The following is a 17,689-nucleotide window of genomic DNA, read 5'->3' as shown; positions in this document are numbered from 1 at the left end:
AGTCCCACGGCATGAGCGACACCACCGCGGTGACCGAGGCCGAGGCCTCCGAGCACGCCCTGGACGACCCGGCCGGCGAGGCCGCCGAGAAGCCGGCCGAGACCCAGGCCGAGCGGATCGCCCGCCTGGAGCGCGAGGGCGACATCGCCGCCGACTACCTGGAGGGCCTGCTCGACATCGCCGACCTGGACGGCGACATCGACATGGACGTCGAGGGCGACCGGGCCTCGGTGTCCATCGTCGGCGGCAAGCTCTCGCACCTGGTCGGCGCCGAGGGCGAGGTGCTGGACGCGCTGCAGGAGCTGACCCGCCTGGCGGTGCTGCGCGAGACCGGCGAGCGGTCCCGGCTGATGCTGGACATCGACGGCCACCGCGCCACCCGCCGGTCCGAGCTGACCCGGATCGGCACCGAGGCCGCGCGCAAGGTGGCCGAGACCGGCGAGCCGGTGAAGCTGTCGGCGATGTCGCCGTTCGAGCGCAAGGTGGTGCACGACGCGGTGGCGGCGGCCGGGCTGCGCAGCGAGTCGGAGGGCGAGGAGCCGAACCGCTGTGTCGTGGTGCTTCCGGTCTGAGGACCGAGTAGTCAGGACATAGTGGAGACATGCGACCCTCTTCAGAGACCACCGGCTCCCCCGGCGGCGACCCGACCGAACTGATGTTGGGCCCGGCGCCGGCGGCGGTGGTCTCGGTGTTCGGTGACCGGGCGGCCGACGCCGTCCGGTACGCCGAGATCCTGGCCGGCCCCGGGGTGACCCGCGGCCTGCTCGGTCCGCGCGAGGTGCCCCGGCTGTGGGAGCGCCACATCCTGAACTGCGCGGTGGTCGGCGAACTGCTCCCCGCCGACATCCAGGTCTGTGACGTCGGGTCCGGCGCCGGGCTGCCCGGTATCGTGCTGGCCCTGGCCCGACCGGACCTGACGGTGACCCTGTTGGAGCCGCTGCTGCGCCGGACCCTGTTCCTGGACGAGGTGATCGCGTTGCTGGGCCTGCCCAACGTCCGGGTGTTGCGCGGCCGGGCCGAGGAGTTCGCCGGCCGGGAGCGGTTCGACGTGGTGACCTCGCGGGCGGTGGCGCCGCTGGACCGGCTGGCCGGCTGGTCGCTTCCGCTGCTGCGGGCCGGGGGCGAGATGGTGGCGCTGAAGGGCGGATCGGCGGAGGCCGAACTGGCCGAGAGCGCGGAGCTGCTGGCCAAGCTCGGCGCCACGCGCTGGAGCGTGCAGACGGTCGGCACCGGGATCGTCGATCCGCCGACCACGGTGATCCGGGTCGGGATCGACCAGGAACTCCAGGTGCGCGGAGCCAAGAAGCCGCGGTCGAAGAACCGGCGGCCGGGTCGCTGAATCCGGGCCGCGAGAGCGGATGTTTCACGGGAAACCTCGGCCGGTTTCCCGTGAAACATCAAACTGAGGGCGATGTTTCACGGGAAACACCGCCCTTCGTTCGTTCTCGGGGTGGCGAGTACGGCAGACTGTTGGTTCGTAGCTTTCTTGAGCACAGACTTCCGCGTGTCCCATGACAGGAGTCCTTCCGTGGCCGGACCCGGCAATGAACCCCGAGAGCACCAGGGGGTCGACCCGCTGCTCGCGCAGTCCGTGGTGGACAGCCTGAACGACGAGCCCTACTACCCCGCCGGGACCACAGACGTCATGGCCGCCCCCGTGGTGGACCTGGAATACGAGTCCGGACACGTCCCCGCGGGAGCCACTCCCTCCGCACACCTGCAGGTACCGCACATGCCGCCTTCCTCCATTCCCGCCCAGGGGCCGGCCGTGAACGACGCCGACACCCCGATCGCCCGCCAGGCCGCGGCCGCCATAGAGGCGCTGTCCGGCGTGACCAGACTTCCCCGGCCGGACAAGACCCGCGTGCTGGTCGTCGCCAACCAGAAGGGCGGCGTCGGCAAGACCACCACCACCGTCAACCTGGCCGCCTCGCTGGCCCAGGCCGGTGCGAACGTCCTGGTGATCGACCTCGACCCGCAGGGCAACGCCTCGACCGCGCTGTCCGTGGAGCACCACGCCGACGTGCCGTCGGTGTACGACGTCCTCATCGAGCGCTACACGATGGACGAGGTCGTCCAGGCGGTGCCGGACATCCCGAACCTGTACTGCTGCCCGGCGACCATCGACCTGGCCGGCGCCGAGATCGAGCTGGTCTCGATGGTGGCCCGCGAGAGCCGGCTGTCCAAGGCGCTGTCGGCCTACGGGAAGCGGATGGACTACATCCTCATCGACTGTCCGCCGTCCCTGGGCCTGCTGACGGTCAACGCGATGGTGGCCGGTGCCGAGGTGCTGATCCCGATCCAGTGCGAGTACTACGCGCTTGAGGGTCTGAGCCAGCTGCTGCACAACATCGAGCTGATCCGCGGGCACCTGAACCCGCAGCTGCACGTCTCCACCATCCTGCTGACGATGTACGACTCCCGGACCCGGTTGTCGACCGAGGTGGCGGAGCAGGTCCGCACCCACTTCCCGAACGAGGTGCTGTCCTCGGCGATCCCGCGTTCGGTGCGGGTGTCCGAGGCCCCCTCCTACGGCCAGACCGTGATGACGTGGGACCCGGTCTCCACCGGCGCCATCGCCTACCGCGACGCGGCCCGGGAGATCGCCGAGCGCGGCGCGTCCCGCGTCCCGATGGACGGCATGAACGATTTCCGGGCCGACATCGAGTACGGTGGGGCGTCCCTGCACAGCGGTGGGCAGTGAGCAGCACGATGGGAGAGCAGTGGTGAGCAGCAGCCGACGCGGACTGGGCAAGGGCCTGGGGGCTCTGATTCCCACTGGCGCGCCGCCCGCGATACTGTCCGAGAAGACGCGTGCCGAGTCGGCCCTCGATGTTTCACGGGAAACCGCCACCGATGTTTCACGGGAAACATCGGTCGCGACGGCTCCGCCGCGCACCGCCCTGGGTTCGCTGCCGATCGACACCGACCGGCCGGCCACCGCCGAGACGGTGACCGTGGCCGCCACGGTTCCGGCCCCGACCTCCAGCCCGGAGGCGACGCCGGTGGTCCTGCCCGACGGTCTGATGCCGGTGCCCGGCGCCTCGTTCGCGGAGATCCCGCACAGCCAGATCCGGATGAACCCGGTCCAGCCCCGGACCGTCTTCGACGAGGACGCGCTGGCCGAACTCGAGGCCTCGATCCGTGAGGTCGGGCTGCTGCAGCCGATCGTGGTGCGGCAGCTGGCCGAGCCGGAGGACGGGGTCCGCTACGAGCTCATCATGGGTGAGCGTCGCTGGCGGGCCACTCAGCTGGCGGGCCTGGAGGCCATTCCGGCCATCATCCGGGACACCCGCGACGACCGGATGCTGCTCGACGCCCTGCTGGAGAACCTGCAGCGGGCCCAGCTCAACCCGCTCGAAGAGGCGGCGGCCTACGACCAGCTCCTGAAGGACTTCGACTGCACGCACGAGGTGCTGGCGGTCAAGGTGGGCAAGTCCCGTCCGCACGTGACCAACACCCTGCGGCTGCTGACCCTGCCGTCGGGGATCCAGAAGCGGGTGGCCGCCGGCATCATCACCGCCGGCCACGCCCGGGCTCTGCTCGGCCTGAAGTCGGTCGAGCACCAGGAGGAGATCGCCGCCCGGATCGTCAAGGAGAACCTCTCGGTCCGCGCGGTGGAGGAACTGGCGGGCATGAGCCGCTGGGACTCCGCCGCCTTGGACGCGGCGCTGAGCGAGACGCCGGAGGACTACCTCGACTTCAGCGACAAGCCCAAGGGCAGGCGGGTGCGTTCCGGGAGCCGGATGCCGGTCCTGGAGGAGTACGGCCAGCGGCTCTCGGACCGGCTGGAGACCCGGGTGAAGGTCGACATCATGCAGAAGCGCGGCCGGATCACCATCGAGTACGCCGGGATAGAGGATCTGAAGCGGATCGCGAAGACGATTCTCGGCGAGTGATGTTTCACGGGAAACCGTGACGAGGGCCCGGCGGATGACCGCCGGGCCCTCGATGTTTCACGGGAAACCATGCGCGGGGACGGAGCCGGTGACACGCGCTGGGACACGGCTTACGGCGGCAAGGGCTGGAAGGAGGTCGCCTGGTTCCAGGAGAATCTCCGGCTGCAGGACCTCATCGTGGCGTCGGGCGTCCCCGTGGCGATCGTGGATGTTGGAGGTGGCGCCTCGGCACTCGGGGTGCGACTGCTGGAGGCGGGTTCCGAGATGTGACGGTGCTCGACTTCGCCCGGTCCGCATTGGACGTGGCGCGGGACGAGCTCGGTTTCACGGGAAACATGGTCGCGGCGGACCTGACGGAGCCAGAGGATCGGGCGGCGTATCGGCGAACGCTGGAGGCGGCGATCGAGCCCGTGCAGCCGCTCACGTGGTCGCTGCTGCGTCATGTTTCCCGTGAAACATGACGATGGTTTCCCGTGAAACAGAGGAGGGCCCGGCGACCGACCGCCGGGCCCTCCTCGTTGTTTCACGGGAAACATGGGCTATGACGCGGCGACCGCCTGGACCAGATCGCGGTAGAGCACGCCGAGGTCCAGATCCGCGGCGCCGGCGGCCAGCGGCAGCAGGCTGGTCTCGGTGAGGCCGGGGGCCACGTTCACTTCGAGGAACCAGGGGGTGCCGTCGGCGCCGAGGATCAGGTCGGTGCGGGAGATGCAGGACAGGCCCAGGACGTTGTGGGCCCGGACCGCCAGTTCCTCCACCGCCTGTGCCTCGGCCGAGGTGAGCCGGGCCGGGGCGAAGAACTCGGTCATGCCGGCGGTGTAGCGGGCCGCGTAGTCGTAGACGCCGGAGTCGGCCACGATCTCGACCGCGGGCAAGGCGTGCGGTCCCTGGCCGGTGTCGACGACGGACACCGCGATCTCGCGCCCGGAGACGTGCCGCTCGATGAGGGCGGTCTCGTCGTAGGCGAAGCACGCGACCATGGCGGCCGGGAGTTCCTCGCGGGTGTGGACCGCGGTCGCGCCGAGGGAGGATCCGCCCCGGGCCGGCTTCACGAACAACGGCAGCGGGAGCGCGGCGGTGACGGCGTCCAGCACCGCCTGGGTGCCGAGGTCCCGGAAGGTGGTCTTGGGGATCGCCACCCAGTCCGGGGTGGACAGGCCGGCGGCGCGGACGGCCTCCTTGGCCGACGGCTTGTCGAAGGCGCGGCGGCAGGCGGTCGCCGACGAGCCGACGTACGGCAGACCGAGCAGGGCCAGGATGCCCTGGACCGCGCCGTCCTCGCCGGTGGCGCCGTGCAGGGTCGGGAACACGGCGTCCGGACGATCGGCGAGGAGCGCGGGCAGCAGGGTTGCGTCCACGTCGCGGACCTCCACCTCGACGCCGGCCCCGCGCAGAGCGTCGGCGACGCGGCGTCCGGAGCGGATCGAGACGTCGCGTTCATGGCTGAGGCCGCCGGCCAGGACGACGACGCGGTCCAGGTCGCTCATTGCAGTCACTGTCCTTCTCTGGGTTTCCCGTGAAACATCGCGGTGCGGAGGGGTCCGGCGGGGCGAAGTTTCACGGGAAACACGGCTTGGTTTCCCGTGAAACATCGCCCACGGGGTGGCTACGCCAGATCCGGTCCGGGGGTGTCGATCGCTTCGCGACTCTCGAGCGCGAGCGTGGCGTCCTGGCCGAAGGCGGCCCGCAGCTCCATCTCCTCGCGCAGGACGTCGGCGAAGCGTCGCACGCCCTCGCGGATCCGCTCCGGCGTGGGGTAGCAGTACGACAGTCGGAGCGACGAGGCGCCGAAGCCGTCCGCGTAGAAGCCGGTGCCCGGGACGTAGGCCACGCGGGCGGTGACGGCACGGGGCAGCATGGCCTTGGCGTCCAGGCCCGGCGGGAGCGTCACCCAGACGTAGAAGCCGCCGTCCGGCTTGGTCCACGTGACACCGGCGGGCATCAGGTCGGCCAGCGCCGACAGCGTCGCGTCCCGTCGCTCGCGGTAGAGCTCGCGGAAGGCCTTGATCTGCTCACGCCAGGGCTGGGTGCCCAGGTAGCGGGAGACCATCATCTGCGAGAAGGCCGGGGGGCACAGGTCGGCCGCCTCGGCGGCCAGGGTGAGCTTCTCGCGCACCGCGTGCGGGGCCAGGGCCCAGCCGACGCGGAAGCCGGGGGCGAAGGTCTTGGAGAACGAGCCGAGGTAGATGACGTTCTCGGTGTCCAGGGAGCGCAGCGCCGGGTAGGTCTCGCCGCTGAACCCGAGCAGGCCGTAGGGGTTGTCCTCGAGGATGAGGATCCCGGCCTCCCGGCAAATCTCGACGATCTCCGGGCGCCGCTCGACCGCCATCGTGACACCGGCCGGGTTGTGGAAGTTGGGGATCGTGTAGAGGAACTTGATGCGGCGGCCGGTGGCCTGGACCGAGGCGATCGCGGCCCGCAGGTTGTCCGGCACCAGGCCCTGGTCGTCCATCGCGATGTGCACGACCTGCGCCTGGTACGAGGAGAAGACGCCGAGCGCCCCGACGTAGGACGGGCCCTCGGCGAGGATGACGTCGCCGGGGTCCACGAAGATCCGGGTGACCAGATCCAGCGCCTGCTGCGAGCCGACGGTGGCGATCACGTCGTCCGGGTGGCCCTCGACGCCCTCCATCCGCATGATCTCGCAGATCTGCTCGCGCAGCGTCTCGTCGCCCTGGGCGCCGCCGTACTGCATGGCGACCAGCCCGGACTCGCGGACCAGCTGTTCGGCCACGCCGGCGATGGAGTCCATGGGCAGCGCCGCCAGGTTCGGCATGCCGCCGGCCAGCGAGACCACCTCGGGCCGGGAGGCCACGGCGAACAGGGCTCGGATCTCGGATGCGGTCATCCCGCGGGTCCTGGCTGCGTAACGGTCGACGTACGAGTCGAGCCGGGAACCGGGACGCTGCGGGAGTTCCATATCACTCCTCCTGGGAGTCGGAAGGTGGGTGCGCCTGTCGAGTCCAAGTCAAGCAGGCCTGACCATCATCGCGAGGGCTCGTCCACCTTTTCGGTGCCGTGTGACGGGACTAACATGCCCTCGCGGACGGGTGATGTTTCCCGTGAAACATCCGGAAGGAGACGGCCGATGCGGGGGAGGATCGGCGTCGGCTACGCGCTACGCGCCGCGCTCTGGTTCGCCGGTGGCGTCGTCGCCGGTTTCGTCGGCGGTCTGGTCCGGCCGCACCGGGCCACCTGGGTCGACCGCGACCGCGCGCAGATGCAGCACGGTCTCGGTGGCGCCGGAGCCCAGCCGCCGCGCCCACGACGAACTGATGGTCTCCAGTTCCGTGTGCGGCACCAGGCGGACGTCGACGATCTGCCAGCCGAACGCGGCCAGGCGATCGGCCAGGCCGGTTGACTTCACACTGTCCGGGGTCAGCTCCGGCAGGTCGCGGATCTCCAGCGGCACCGGGTCGCGCCAGATGCTGGTGCCGATCGACACCTCCAGCGGGGCGCCGTCCTTGGCGACCGCGCGCAGCCCGGCCAGCACGTCGTCCTCGCCGAGCACCACACCGCGCAGCAGCTTGCCCCACGGCATGAGCACCGTGACCTCGTCGGCCACCCCGTGCAGCGCCGTCGGCGCCGCCTCGATCGCGGCGTTCACCAGGACCAGGTTCGGCGCCCCGCCCTTGGCGGGCTTGCGGGCGGCCCGCACCGCGGTCTCGGTCATGCGCTGCCACGCCGGATCCACGCCGATCACCAGCCAGCCGGGATGCGCGACGGCCTGCCGGTAGGCGGTGCGCGCGTCCCCGGTGCCGACGTCGACGAGGACGTGCTCGGCCGCGGCGAGCGCGGCGGCGAGTTCGGCCGGCGCGAGATCCGTGAGCTTCTTGCCGGCGAGGACCTTGAGGCGGGAGGCGGTGTTCATGGCTGGTTCCGGTCTTGCTCGGTGAGCAGGGCGTAGAGCTTCTTGCGGGTGAGGCCGAACGGCGCGAGGGCGTCGGTCAGGGTTCGGGGGGCGATGCCGGCCCCGGTGAGGGCCCGGGCGGCGGCGGTCAGAGCGATCAGGTCGTCGTCCCCCGCCCTCGGCCCGGCCACCACGAGCGCGCCGACCGCCGCGACGGCGGCGTCGGGCGTCGTGCGGTTCACGGCGGTACCGAGGTCGAGCTCTGACGTGTCCTCGACCCAGACGTCCCGTCCGGCCAGAAGCGAGGCGGGCACGGCGTCGGGCATCACGAAGACAGTGGGCGTCGCAGGGAGCGTAGAGAGCCGCTGCGGGGCTCCGAGGTACGTGCAGGGGTGAGGAGGCAGACCCGCCGCCAAGAGGGCTTCCAGGGGCTTGTACGGCCCGGCGAGGCAGACTCGCGCCCCGAGGGCTGTCGCTCGTTCGAGTGCGGTGACGGTGGCGGCGGCCTCCTTCGGCGGCGCCTCCCCCGCGATGGTGAGGTCCGCGCTGCCCTGGGCCGTGAGCTCCTTCATCGCCGGCAGGTGTGTGCGCTCCCCGAAAGCGACCCACAGCAGCGGACGCCCGGGGCCGAGTTCCTCGACGGTGAGCCGGACCTCGCGCCCGGGATCGGTCAGCGCCTCCGCGAAATCGGCGGGCAGGTCGTCGGCGGTCAGCGTGGACTCCACGGCCAGCGTGTCCGGGTCCAGGCTCCGGCTGCGCCGGATCACGACGCGGTCGGTGATGGCCCGCCGCGGGTTGAGGGTGGCCTCGCCGCTGACCGCGGGCAGTCCCGCGGTGGCCAGGGTGAGCCGCACCCGGCCGCGCAGCCCGGCCAGGTCCGGGTCCAGCACGGTGCCGACCGCGAGCACACAGGTGGCCCGGGGCGTGACGGCCGGCTCGGCGGTCAGCTCGAAGGTCTTCGCATGGGTCGCCCGGATCGCGGGGTGGCCGCGGCCGACGAGGACGACGTGGTGGGGGCGGGGCACGGTTCCAGGGTAGGGGCGGATCGGGGGCCGGGCCGCCTACTGCGCCCGTAGCTCCGCCAGCCGCAGCACCCCGGTCGGCGCGTCCGCCTCCGGCGGGAGGTACAGCCGCTGCACCGCGACCACTATGGCGTCGGCGCAGGACTCGCGGAACCGGCGGGAGGCGAGCAGGGCCGCGTCGTGCGGGCTGGTGAGGTAGCCGAGCTCGATGCGGACCGCCGGCATCTGGGTGTAGCGGAGCAGGTCCCAGGTCATGCCGTGGGTGCCGAGGTTGGCCAGGCCGGTGCGGGCGGTGATCTCGCGCTGGACCAGGCCGGCGAACCGCTCGCCGGTGGGGGAGCTGTGGCCGAAGCGGTCGTTGCCGTAGTAGAACGCGGCGACGCCGGACGCGGCCGGGTTGGCGTGGGCGTCGCAGTGCAGCGAGATGAGCAGGTCGGCGCCGACCTCGTTGGCCTTCTCGGCCCGGCGGACCTGGTCCGGGCTGCCCCCGGCGCCGCGGGTGAGGTGGGTGGTGACGCTCAGCTTCTCCAGCCGGGTGCGGACCCGGTCGGCGATGTCGAAGACGATCTCGGACTCGGCCAGGCCGGAGGCGGTGACGCCGGAGTCCGGGCCGCCGTGGCCGGGGTCGAGCACCAGGGTCTTGCCGGGGAGCGCGGGGCCGGCGGACTGGATGGCCTCCGATTCCCGCATCGCGTGCAGCAGCCCGCCGCCGGCCATCCGCCGGCCCAGGCGGTTCAGGGCCTGGACCGTCAGCAGGTCGGTGACCCCGTCCGGGGTGAGGCCGACGTTGCGCTGGAACTCGCGTACCGCGGCCGCGGTGGCCCGGTCGTAGGCGCCGTTCACCCGGCCGCAGTCGAAGCCCAGGGTGAGCAGGGCCCGCTGGAGCTCGGCCACGTCGTCGCCGAACGGCGGGTCGTCGGCGGGCACCAGGTCCCGGTCGCCCAGCCGCCAGGAGGCTTCCTCCAGCAGGCGCAGGGTGCCCGGGGTGACCAGTCCGTCGACCGTGGTGCGGCGGGTCTGCTGGAAGTGCCGGACCGCGGTCTCCACCGCCTCGTCGAAGACCGCCTCGCCCTGCACCGGGATCGCCCCGGCGTCGATCAGGCCGAGACGGGCCAGGCGTTCGCGGATGGCGGCCACCGCGGGCCCGGAGTCGCCGCGGCGGTAGGTCGGTTCAGTGGTCACGGTCCTCTACCCTACGCACTCTGTCACGCCCGGCTCGGGCAAAGCGAGAAGGGGCGGCCGGCGTGGCCGCCCCTTCCTCCCGCGGATCGCGGATCAGCCGACGTAGTCGGCCAGGTCCTTCAGCAGCAGGGCCTTCGGCTTCGCGCCGACGATGGTCTTCACGACCTCGCCGCCGGCGTAGACGTTGAGCGTCGGGATCGAGCGCACCCCGTACTTCGCCTGGGTCAGCGGGTTCTCGTCGGTGTTCAGCTTGACGATGTCGATCTTGTCGCCGTGCTCGGCGTAGATGGCCTCCAGCACCGGGGCGACCTGGCGGCACGGGCCGCACCACGGCGCCCAGAAGTCGACCAGCACCGGCTTGGTGTTGTGGAGGACCTCGGCCTCGAAGGTGGCGTCGGTCACGGCGCGGATGTCGCCCATGGCAGTACTCCTCTTGCTTGTGGGTCCCGGGTGGGGAATGTCGGCGGGGTGTTTCACGGGAAACACGGCCCTGGTTTCACGTGAAACGTCAGATGGTGACGCTCTGGTGGTGCGCCAGCTGCGACAGGTGCCGCTCGGCGTCGAGCGCGGCCGAGCAGCCGGTGCCGGCCGCGGTGATGGCCTGGCGGTAGGTGTGGTCCACGACGTCGCCGCACGCGTACACGGCCGGCACGCTGGTACGGGTGGTCGGGGCGTCCACCTTGATGTACCCCTCGTCGTCGAGGTCGAGGACGCCGGCGAACAGCTCGGTGCGCGGCAGGTGGCCGATCGCCACGAACAGCGCCCCGGCCGGCTTCAGCGTCTCCTCGCCGGTCTTCACGTTGCGCAGCTTCACGGCGGTCACCTGGGTCTCGCCCTCGATGCCGACCACCTCGGAGTCCCAGACGAAGGAGATCTTCGGGTTGGCGAAGGCCCGCTCCTGCATCACCTTCGACGCCCGCAGCTCGTCCCGGCGGTGCACCACGGTCACCGTCTTGCCGAACCGGGTGAGGAACAGCGCCTCCTCCATGGCGGTGTCGCCGCCGCCGACCACGACGATGTCCGTGTCCTTGAAGAAGAACCCGTCACACGTCGCGCACCAGGACACGCCCTTGCCGGACAGCCGCTTCTCGTCCGGCAGGCCCAGCTCCTTGTACGCCGAGCCGGTGGCGACGATCACGGTGTGCGCCCGGTGCACGGTGCCCGCCGAGTCGGTGACCTGCTTTATGTCGCCGGTCAGGTCGACCGCGGTGACGTCGTCGAAGACCAGCTCGGCGCCGAAGCGCTCGGCCTGCTTCTGCATGTTGTCCATCAGGTCCGGGCCCATGATCCCCTCGGGGAACCCCGGGAAGTTCTCCACCTCGGTGGTGTTCATCAGGGCGCCGCCGGCGGTCACGGAACCGGCGAACACCAGAGGGTTCAGGCCCGCCCGCGCGGTGTAGACCGCGGCCGTGTAACCGGCCGGTCCCGAACCGATGATGATGACGTTGCGGATCTCGCTCACGTGAGCCTGGCCTCTCGAATCCTGGGGCAGCTGGAGGGTGCCGGTTGGCTCAACCGATCCTAGGCAAGATGCATTCCCGGCAGCGCCACGCGCCGCCTTTTCCTTCGGGGGTGTTACCGGCGGGGTACCTCGGTGGTGTACAGCACCTCGCCCGGGCCCGGTGCGGCACACCCGGTGGTGGCGACGACGTAGACCGAGGCCGTGGTGGCGTCACCAGGCTTGGGATAGACGAGGAGTTCCGCGGGCTGCCCCTGGTACGTGATGGACGCCATGCCCAGCGGTGAGGTGTCGGCGAAGCCGGCGGGCGGGCACGCGAAACGTGAGGCCAGGGCTTTGGTGTCCCCGGTGCTGCCGGCGGCCTGGGGCTGGCTCTGGCCGGCCTTCTTGAGCAGTTGCGCAGCCTGCTGTTCCACCGTCAGCGTCGCGGAACCCTGCGGCGATCCGCTCTCCGCATCCGACGGCGGCGCGACGGCGTTCGGCGCCTGGGCGCCGGCGGCGGGGCTGCTCGCCGCGTGCGGGGAGGTCGACCTGCCGGAGTCCGCGGCGCCCCCCGCGACGCTGACGCTCGAGGACTTGGCGCCACCGGAGTTCAGGGCTGTGACGCCGGCGAAGACGCCGCCGATCACCAGCGTCGCGCCGGCCAGACCGCCGAACCAGAGCCGGAACCGCCGGGACCGTCGCGGTGCGGCGGAGTGCTGCGGCGCGGCCGCGGGGACGGCCAACGGCGGTTCCCGATGCAGGGCGGCTTCTATCCGGATCGCCACGTCCGCCGGGATCGGCTCGGGGGCGGTGAACGCCGCCAGTTCCCCGCCGAACCCGGAGTCCAGCGTGATCAGGGCGAAGTCGTCGGCGCACGCCCGGCAGCCGGCCAGGTGGCGCCGCGCGGCCTCGGCGGCGCCGGGCTCCAGCAGACCCTCGTACAGGTCCGCCATCCGGTCCGGTTCCAGGTGGGTGTCCGGTCCGGAAGCCGCGGGGTCGATCGTCATCCGGCGGTCCCTCCTTCCCGGTGATCATTGCGCGTCGAGATTTTGACGCGGGAACCGTCGCTTCGGTTCCCGGCGGATCCGGGCGTGTCGCCGTCCCGCAGATGACGCAGCAGGGGCAGCAGTTTGGCCCGAGCCCGCGCGCACCGGCTCTTCACCGTGCCGGAGGCGACGCCCAGCACCCGCGCGGTCTCCTCGACCGAGTAGCCCTCGACGTCCACCAGCACCAGCGCCACCCGCTGCTCCTCGGGGAGCGTGGCCAGCGCCGAGGCCAGCGCCAGGCGCAGGTCGGTGGTGGCGATGTCGTCGGTCGCGGCCGGCCGCGCGCTCTCGGTCTCCACCTCGGGCAGCGGCACCGTGGGCCGGCTGTTGCGCCGCCGGATCCGGTCCAGGCAGGCGTTCACCACCACCCGGTGCAGCCAGGTCGTGACCGCGGAGTCGCCGCGGAACGAGCCGGCCGCCCGATAGGCCGAGAGCATCGCGTCCTGCAGCGCGTCGGCGGCCTCCTCGGGGTCGCCGAGGGTGCGCAGCGCGACCGACCAGAGCCGGTCGCGGTGCCGCCGGAACAGCTCCCCGAAGGCCTCGCCGTCGCCGGCGGCGTGCCGGGCCAGCAGGTCCCGGTCGTCCAGGACGCCGAGGTCGACGCGTGGTGCGGCCATGGCGGGGTCAGGAGCCGCCGTTGAACTTCACCTCGGCGATGCCGTCACCGAAGCAGGTTCCCTTGCCGCCGCAATGGGTGTCGCCCCACTGCGGGACCTGGGTGAACCACACCAGGACGAAGCGGGTCTTCATCGGCGAGGACGGGGTGAGGGTGAACGTCGCCGGGGCGGCGTCCTGGGAGCCGGTCTGGGTGAAGCCGTCCGGGGTGGAGTCGCCCTTGCTGCCGTCCTTCACCGCCGGGAAGTCGGTGACCGATTCCGCGGCGGCGAACATCTGGACGGTGGCGCCCGGTGCGGTCAGCGTGACGTCGACCGACTTCACGGTCTGGACCGAGCCCAGGTCGAAGATCACGCCGGAGCCGTGTCGGAATATCTTCGCGTCCTGGTAGGACGCGGAGTTCCAGGCGGTGCTCGGGTTGCCGTCGTAGGCGTTGCCGACCGTCGCGTCCGCGTTGTCTCCCGGCTTGCTCGTGTAGGCCATGGCCTTGGAGACCGGCAGACCGGCGCCGGGCGCGGCGGAGGCGCTGGCGCTCTCGGAAGTCGAGACGTGCGTCGACGAGCCGGTGGCGCCCCCGGCGTTCGGGCCGCCCTTGCCCTTGCTGCCGCTGAACATCGAGTAGGCCAGCAGCGAGATCGCCGCCACCACGGCCACCACCCCGATGATGATCATCATGGAGCTGCTCCGGCCGCCGGAGCCGCCGGAGGAGCGCGAGCCGCGGGGCGGGCGGTCGTCGTCGTAGGCCGGCCGGCGGGTGCCGCCGTGCGCGCCGTGGCCGCCCTGGCCGCCGTGCGCGACCGGGCGCTGGGGCGCGGTCTGGTAGCTCGGCGCCGCCGGGGGCATCGTGGGCAGGGCGGCGGTCTGGGCCTGCCGGAGGGCGGGGGCGGCCGGCATGACCGTGGTCTGCTGGTGGCGCAGCGGGGCGGTCTGCGGGGTCGAGGGCAGCGGCGCCTCGTAGCGCGGGCGCGGCAGCTGGGCCAGGGCGTCGGCGACCTCGGTCGGGGTCTGGAACGCCGGGCCGGCGGTCTCGTCGCCGAGGATCCGCAGCACCACCTCGTCGAGCTGCGGGGTGACCTCCGGGCGCAGTTCGCTCGGGGGCAGCGGCTGGGGCTGCGGACGCTTGCCGGTGAGCAGCGCGTAGGCCAGCTCGCCGATGGCGGTCAGGTCGGTGCCCAGCGGGTCCCGGGAGACCGTGCCGGTCAGCGCCGCGGCCAGGCACAGGTCGAGGATCTTCACCTCGCCGGTGTCGGTGCGCAGCACGGTCTTCGGGGACAGCCGCAGGTGCGCCAGGCCCTGGTCGTGCGCCTCGGTCATGGCCCGGGCCAGCTCGGTGGTGATCCGCACCGCCTCGTGGATCGGCACCGGTCCGCCGGACAGCACCTCGCCGAGGGTGTGGCCGTCGTGCAGCCACTCGGTGATGACGTAGTAGAGCCCGTCGTCCGGGACTGCGTCGAGGACCTGCACGAAGTGGTTGTCGGCCATCGCCGCCGCGGCCCGCGCGGCGGCCATGAAGGCCTCGGCGCGGGGCTGGTCCGAGCGCAGCAGGTGGATCCGGCTGGGGCGGTTCAGCTTCTCGTCGGCGGCGAGCCAGGTGACGGCCGGGCCGGTGGTGTGCAGGACGCGCTCCAGGCGGTACCGGCCGTCGAGCCGGTCGCCCACGGAAACGCCGAGCGACCGGATCAGCGCCTCGGCGTCCGCGCCGACGCCGCCGTCCGGATCGGTGGTCTGGTCCGCGGCTGCCACATGACTCCCTGGTCCGTGCATGCTCTGTGGCATGGTCTGGTCATCCCCGCCTCATGCTATTAGGTTTCGTGCCGTCCCCGTGGTGCGTTGCCCGACCCTCATCTGTGCAGACGGTCCAGACTCCCGGTCGGTTGCCCGGGCGTCGGTCTCGAATCGGCCAACACTTCCCAACGATTCAGGCGGCTAGCGCCCCAACTTGGCGCGTACCGAACCGAGGAGCTGCTCGACCTCCTCCACGCGCATCAGGCGGGAGCACACCAGGAACAGGGTTCCGAGTATGGTCCCTCCGGCCAGGAGCGCGGCGGTCGAGCCCAGCCAACTCTGACCGACCATACGGTTCACGTACAAAGCGACGATGAAGGCCGCTCCGGCCGCCACCGCCGAGGCCGCGATCAGGCGCACGTAGGTCTGGGTGATGCGCTTGCCGTCCAGGCCGTGCAGCCGGCGCTTCAGCTTCTGCGCGGTGATCGCCAGGCCGATGCAGTAGGACACGCCGTACACGAAGCACATCGCGACCACCGCCCAGCGCTCCTTGTCCGAGCCGCGCAGGCTGTAGAACACCGCCGAGCTCAGCGCCACGTTCGCCGCCGAGATCCAGATGTTGATCGTGAACGGGCTCTTGGTGTCCTCGAACGCGTAGAAGCCGCGCAGCATCAGGAACTGCGCCGAGAACGGGATCAGGCCCAGTCCGAAGGCGGACAGCATGTAGCCGATGATGTGCGCGTTGTCGATGTTCATCCCGCCGTGCTTGAACAGCACCACGGCGATCTGCGGGCCCAGGACCAGGAACGCGAACGCCGCCGGGACGATCGCGACGCCGGTGACCCGCAGGCCGTAGGAGATGTCGTCGCGCACCGAGGCCAGGTCGTTGTCCACCGCGGCCCGGCTCATCCGGGGCAGCAGCGCGGTGATCACCGAGACCGTGATCAGCGCCTGCGGCAGGCCCCAGATCATGTAGGCGTTGTTGTACGCCGCCACGCCCCAGTGCTCGTACCCGGCGTTGCCGACGTCCGAGGCGTAGCGCATCACGACGGCCAGGCCGACCTGGTTCACCAGCACGAACAGCAGCGTCCACTTGGCCAGCGTGATGGCGTGGCCCAGGCCCGCGCCGCGCCAGTCGAAGCGCAGCGTCAGCCGGATCCCGGCGGCCTTCAGGTACGGCAGCAGGGTCAGCGCCTGCACCGCGATGCCCAGGGTCACGCCCAGGCCCAGCAGCCGGACGTCGGACGCCGGGATGGTGGAGGCCGTCAGGTCCTTGTCGTGGTTGAGGTACCAGTAGGCGCTGGTGGAGGCGATGACGACCACGTTGGTCAGCACCGGGGTCCACATCATCGGCCCGAACTTGCCCTTGGCGTTCAGGATCTGGCCCAGCACCACGAACAGGCCCAGGAAGAAGATCTGCGGCATGAACATCCGGCCCAGGTCGATGGCCAGCTGCCGGTTCACGCCCTTGAAGTTGGAGAACAGGTCCACCAGCTGCGGGGTGAACAGCTCGGTGAGCACGGTCAGGGTCAGCACCCCGGTCAGGATCAGGGTGAGCAGCCGGCTGGCGTAGGCCGTGCCGCCGTCCCGGTCCCGGTGCATCGAGCGCACCAGCTGCGGCACGAACACCGCGTTCAGCGCGCCGCCGATGATCAGGATGTAGAGCATGTTCGGCAGGTTCAGGCCGATGGTGTAGGCGTTGCCGATGCCGGCCGTGCCGATCGCGGCGACCAGCAGGAACTGCCGCACCAGGCCGGTGGTGCGGGAGGCCAGCGTGCCCAGCGCCATCAGCCGCGAGGCGCGGCCCACGCTGGGTTCGGCCGGCGCCTGCGCCGGACGCGGCTCGGTGACCGTGCGGTCCCGGGTGCCCAGCTCCCCCGCGACGCCGTCGCGGGTGCCGGGCCCGGAGCCGGCCGGGCCGCCGGGGCGGCGGGTGGCCGGACCCTGCACGCGGCCGCGGCGTGGTGGTATGAGCGCTTCGAGGTTGCTCGGGTTCGCGCGCCGCGGGGCGACGGTGAGCGAGGGGATCGGCGAGAGGTCCCAGCGCGTGGCGCTGACCGCGTCCTCGTACTCGTCGCGCCAGTCACGCTCGTGCGGCGCCTCGGCGGCCTCGGGCGCGTACGGCTCCTGGGGCGGCGCCTGCCAGGACGGCGATTCGCCGCCCCGCTGGTCGCCGTTGCGGCCCGGGACCTCGTCGCGGAACAGCGCGCGGTGGTCGTCGACCGGACGGCGTCCGTGACTCGGGGGCTGCTGGCCGCCGGGCTGGGCGCGCCGGGGGTCGTGGAACTGCTCCGGGGGAGCCTGGTGCGGATCGGGGCTCCGGCCGGGCGACGGGGCGCCGGGGCCGCCGGGCGCTCCGGCGAACTGGCCGTGGCGCGGATCAGGATGCTGTCCGTGGGACGGGGGGGCGCCGGCGCCGGGACGCTGCTCACCGTAGGGCGGCTGGCCCGGCTGGTGGCTCGGCGGCTGGCCAGGCTGCTGGCCGGACTGCGGCCGGGCACCGTGCCGGGGGTCGACGAACTGCTCGCGGCGGCGCGGATCCTGCTGCCCGGCGTACTGTTCCCGGACGCCGGGGTTCCCGGCGCCCTGCTGCCCGCCGCGCGGATCGAAGGAGGGCATGCCCTGCTGCGGCTGCTGAAAACTCTGAGGATGTTGCTGCGCGGGATGGCCCTGGCCGGCGCGCGGGTCGCCGCCCAGCGGGCGGCCGGTCTGCGGATCGAAACGGGGCTCGGGGGCCGGGGTCCACGGTTGCTGCGGCTGCTGGTGCGGCGGCTGCGGCGGCGGGTTGTGACGAGGATCACCGCCGTCGGGGCGCGCGGGGCCGCCCTGCGGAGCCCGGCGGGGGCGCGGTTCCGCGTCCTCGAGCGGCTGTTCCGGACGCCACAGATCGCCGCCGTCGCTCGTCATAT

Annotated in this window: 17 protein-coding genes; 6 read left to right on the top strand and 11 right to left on the bottom strand. The window is 72.0% G+C overall.

The window, feature by feature from the left end; translation table 11 throughout:
* Nucleotides 1-11 precede the first annotated feature (11 nt).
* The 6 genes from ABD466_RS06865 to ABD466_RS06840 all read left to right on the top strand — a co-directional run bounded on the left by ABD466_RS06865 (nt 12) and on the right by ABD466_RS06840 (nt 4,360).
* On the top strand, nt 12-572 hold the full coding sequence (locus ABD466_RS06865; RefSeq protein ID WP_344656092.1) for a Jag family protein: 561 nt from the start codon (nt 12-14) through the stop codon (nt 570-572).
* Nucleotides 573-601: 29 nt separating this feature from the next.
* Nucleotides 602-1,339, top strand: coding sequence for a 16S rRNA (guanine(527)-N(7))-methyltransferase RsmG (gene rsmG / locus ABD466_RS06860; RefSeq protein WP_425558566.1), 738 nt, complete (start codon nt 602-604; stop codon nt 1,337-1,339).
* 393 nt (nt 1,340-1,732) lie between these two features.
* Nucleotides 1,733-2,704 (top strand): ParA family protein, encoded by a 972-nt coding sequence (locus ABD466_RS06855; protein ID WP_344656182.1) that lies wholly within the window; start codon nt 1,733-1,735, stop codon nt 2,702-2,704.
* Between the two features lie 22 nt (nt 2,705-2,726).
* Nucleotides 2,727-3,899 (top strand): ParB/RepB/Spo0J family partition protein, encoded by a 1,173-nt coding sequence (locus ABD466_RS06850; RefSeq protein ID WP_344656091.1) that lies wholly within the window; start codon nt 2,727-2,729, stop codon nt 3,897-3,899.
* A gap of 69 nt (nt 3,900-3,968) precedes the next feature.
* The gene (locus ABD466_RS06845; RefSeq protein WP_344656090.1) at nt 3,969-4,169 is read left to right on the top strand and encodes a hypothetical protein; all 201 of its coding nucleotides are present in this window, start codon (nt 3,969-3,971) and stop codon (nt 4,167-4,169) included.
* Entirely contained in the window at nt 4,166-4,360 is a 195-nt protein-coding gene (locus tag ABD466_RS06840) for a hypothetical protein (protein ID WP_344656089.1), read from the top strand. Before ABD466_RS06845 ends, ABD466_RS06840 begins: the two co-directional genes overlap by 4 nt.
* Before the next feature lie 78 nt (nt 4,361-4,438).
* Here ABD466_RS06840 and ABD466_RS06835 read toward each other — a convergent pair whose 3' ends face one another.
* The 11 genes from ABD466_RS06835 to murJ form a co-directional block, all read right to left on the bottom strand.
* Entirely contained in the window at nt 4,439-5,386 is a 948-nt protein-coding gene (locus ABD466_RS06835) for a D-alanine--D-alanine ligase family protein (RefSeq protein ID WP_344656088.1), read from the bottom strand.
* 119 nt (nt 5,387-5,505) lie between these two features.
* Nucleotides 5,506-6,819, bottom strand: a complete 1,314-nt coding sequence (locus ABD466_RS06830; protein WP_344656087.1) for an aminotransferase-like domain-containing protein — start codon at nt 6,817-6,819, stop codon at nt 5,506-5,508.
* A gap of 198 nt (nt 6,820-7,017) precedes the next feature.
* Nucleotides 7,018-7,770 carry a class I SAM-dependent methyltransferase gene (locus tag ABD466_RS06825; protein ID WP_344656086.1) on the bottom strand — a complete coding sequence of 251 codons (753 nt, stop codon included), beginning with the start codon at nt 7,768-7,770 and terminating at the stop codon, nt 7,018-7,020.
* On the bottom strand, nt 7,767-8,774 hold the full coding sequence (locus ABD466_RS06820; protein WP_344656085.1) for a DUF371 domain-containing protein: 1,008 nt from the start codon (nt 8,772-8,774) through the stop codon (nt 7,767-7,769). Before ABD466_RS06820 ends, ABD466_RS06825 begins: the two co-directional genes overlap by 4 nt.
* Nucleotides 8,775-8,810: 36 nt before the next feature.
* Nucleotides 8,811-9,953 (bottom strand): N-acetylmuramoyl-L-alanine amidase, encoded by a 1,143-nt coding sequence (locus tag ABD466_RS06815; protein ID WP_344656084.1) that lies wholly within the window; start codon nt 9,951-9,953, stop codon nt 8,811-8,813.
* A 93-nt stretch (nt 9,954-10,046) separates the two neighbouring features.
* On the bottom strand, nt 10,047-10,373 hold the full coding sequence (gene trxA, locus ABD466_RS06810; protein WP_344656083.1) for a thioredoxin: 327 nt from the start codon (nt 10,371-10,373) through the stop codon (nt 10,047-10,049).
* Between the two features lie 88 nt (nt 10,374-10,461).
* Nucleotides 10,462-11,415 carry a thioredoxin-disulfide reductase gene (gene trxB, locus ABD466_RS06805; RefSeq protein ID WP_344656082.1) on the bottom strand — a complete coding sequence of 318 codons (954 nt, stop codon included), beginning with the start codon at nt 11,413-11,415 and terminating at the stop codon, nt 10,462-10,464.
* A gap of 113 nt (nt 11,416-11,528) precedes the next feature.
* Nucleotides 11,529-12,401 carry a hypothetical protein gene (locus ABD466_RS06800; protein WP_344656081.1) on the bottom strand — a complete coding sequence of 291 codons (873 nt, stop codon included), beginning with the start codon at nt 12,399-12,401 and terminating at the stop codon, nt 11,529-11,531.
* Nucleotides 12,398-13,057: an RNA polymerase sigma factor SigM gene (sigM, locus tag ABD466_RS06795; RefSeq protein WP_344656080.1), complete on the bottom strand. Its 660-nt coding sequence runs from the start codon at nt 13,055-13,057 to the stop codon at nt 12,398-12,400. The genes ABD466_RS06800 and sigM overlap by 4 nt, the downstream gene beginning before the upstream one ends.
* 7 nt (nt 13,058-13,064) lie before the next feature.
* Nucleotides 13,065-14,798: a protein kinase gene (locus ABD466_RS06790; protein WP_344656079.1), complete on the bottom strand. Its 1,734-nt coding sequence runs from the start codon at nt 14,796-14,798 to the stop codon at nt 13,065-13,067.
* Between the two features lie 183 nt (nt 14,799-14,981).
* Nucleotides 14,982-17,687, bottom strand: coding sequence for a murein biosynthesis integral membrane protein MurJ (gene murJ / locus ABD466_RS06785; RefSeq protein WP_344656078.1), 2,706 nt, complete (start codon nt 17,685-17,687; stop codon nt 14,982-14,984).
* Nucleotides 17,688-17,689 lie beyond the last annotated feature (2 nt).

This window comes from Catenulispora subtropica, assembly GCF_039531675.1.
Classification (GTDB): Bacteria; Actinomycetota; Actinomycetes; order Streptomycetales; family Catenulisporaceae; genus Catenulispora; species Catenulispora subtropica.
Note: the sequence above shows the minus strand (reverse complement) of the source record. Positions and strands in the feature narration are given on the sequence as shown.

Bases quoted from the DNA above. Each gene is read 5' to 3' on its own strand.
- ABD466_RS06855 (WP_344656182.1), top strand. From the start codon at position 1,733: ATGCCGCCTTCCTCCATTCCCGCCCAGGGGCCGGCCGTGAACGACGCC.
- ABD466_RS06800 (WP_344656081.1), bottom strand. From the start codon at position 12,401: ATGACGATCGACCCCGCGGCTTCCGGACCGGACACCCACCTGGAACCG.
- ABD466_RS06825 (WP_344656086.1), bottom strand. From the start codon at position 7,770: ATGAACACCGCCTCCCGCCTCAAGGTCCTCGCCGGCAAGAAGCTCACG.
- ABD466_RS06830 (WP_344656087.1), bottom strand. From the start codon at position 6,819: ATGGAACTCCCGCAGCGTCCCGGTTCCCGGCTCGACTCGTACGTCGAC.
- sigM (WP_344656080.1), bottom strand. From the start codon at position 13,057: ATGGCCGCACCACGCGTCGACCTCGGCGTCCTGGACGACCGGGACCTG.
- ABD466_RS06865 (WP_344656092.1), top strand. From the start codon at position 12: ATGAGCGACACCACCGCGGTGACCGAGGCCGAGGCCTCCGAGCACGCC.
- ABD466_RS06845 (WP_344656090.1), top strand. From the start codon at position 3,969: ATGCGCGGGGACGGAGCCGGTGACACGCGCTGGGACACGGCTTACGGC.
- murJ (WP_344656078.1), bottom strand. From the start codon at position 17,687: ATGACGAGCGACGGCGGCGATCTGTGGCGTCCGGAACAGCCGCTCGAG.
- ABD466_RS06835 (WP_344656088.1), bottom strand. From the start codon at position 5,386: ATGAGCGACCTGGACCGCGTCGTCGTCCTGGCCGGCGGCCTCAGCCAT.
- rsmG (WP_425558566.1), top strand. From the start codon at position 602: ATGCGACCCTCTTCAGAGACCACCGGCTCCCCCGGCGGCGACCCGACC.
- trxA (WP_344656083.1), bottom strand. From the start codon at position 10,373: ATGGGCGACATCCGCGCCGTGACCGACGCCACCTTCGAGGCCGAGGTC.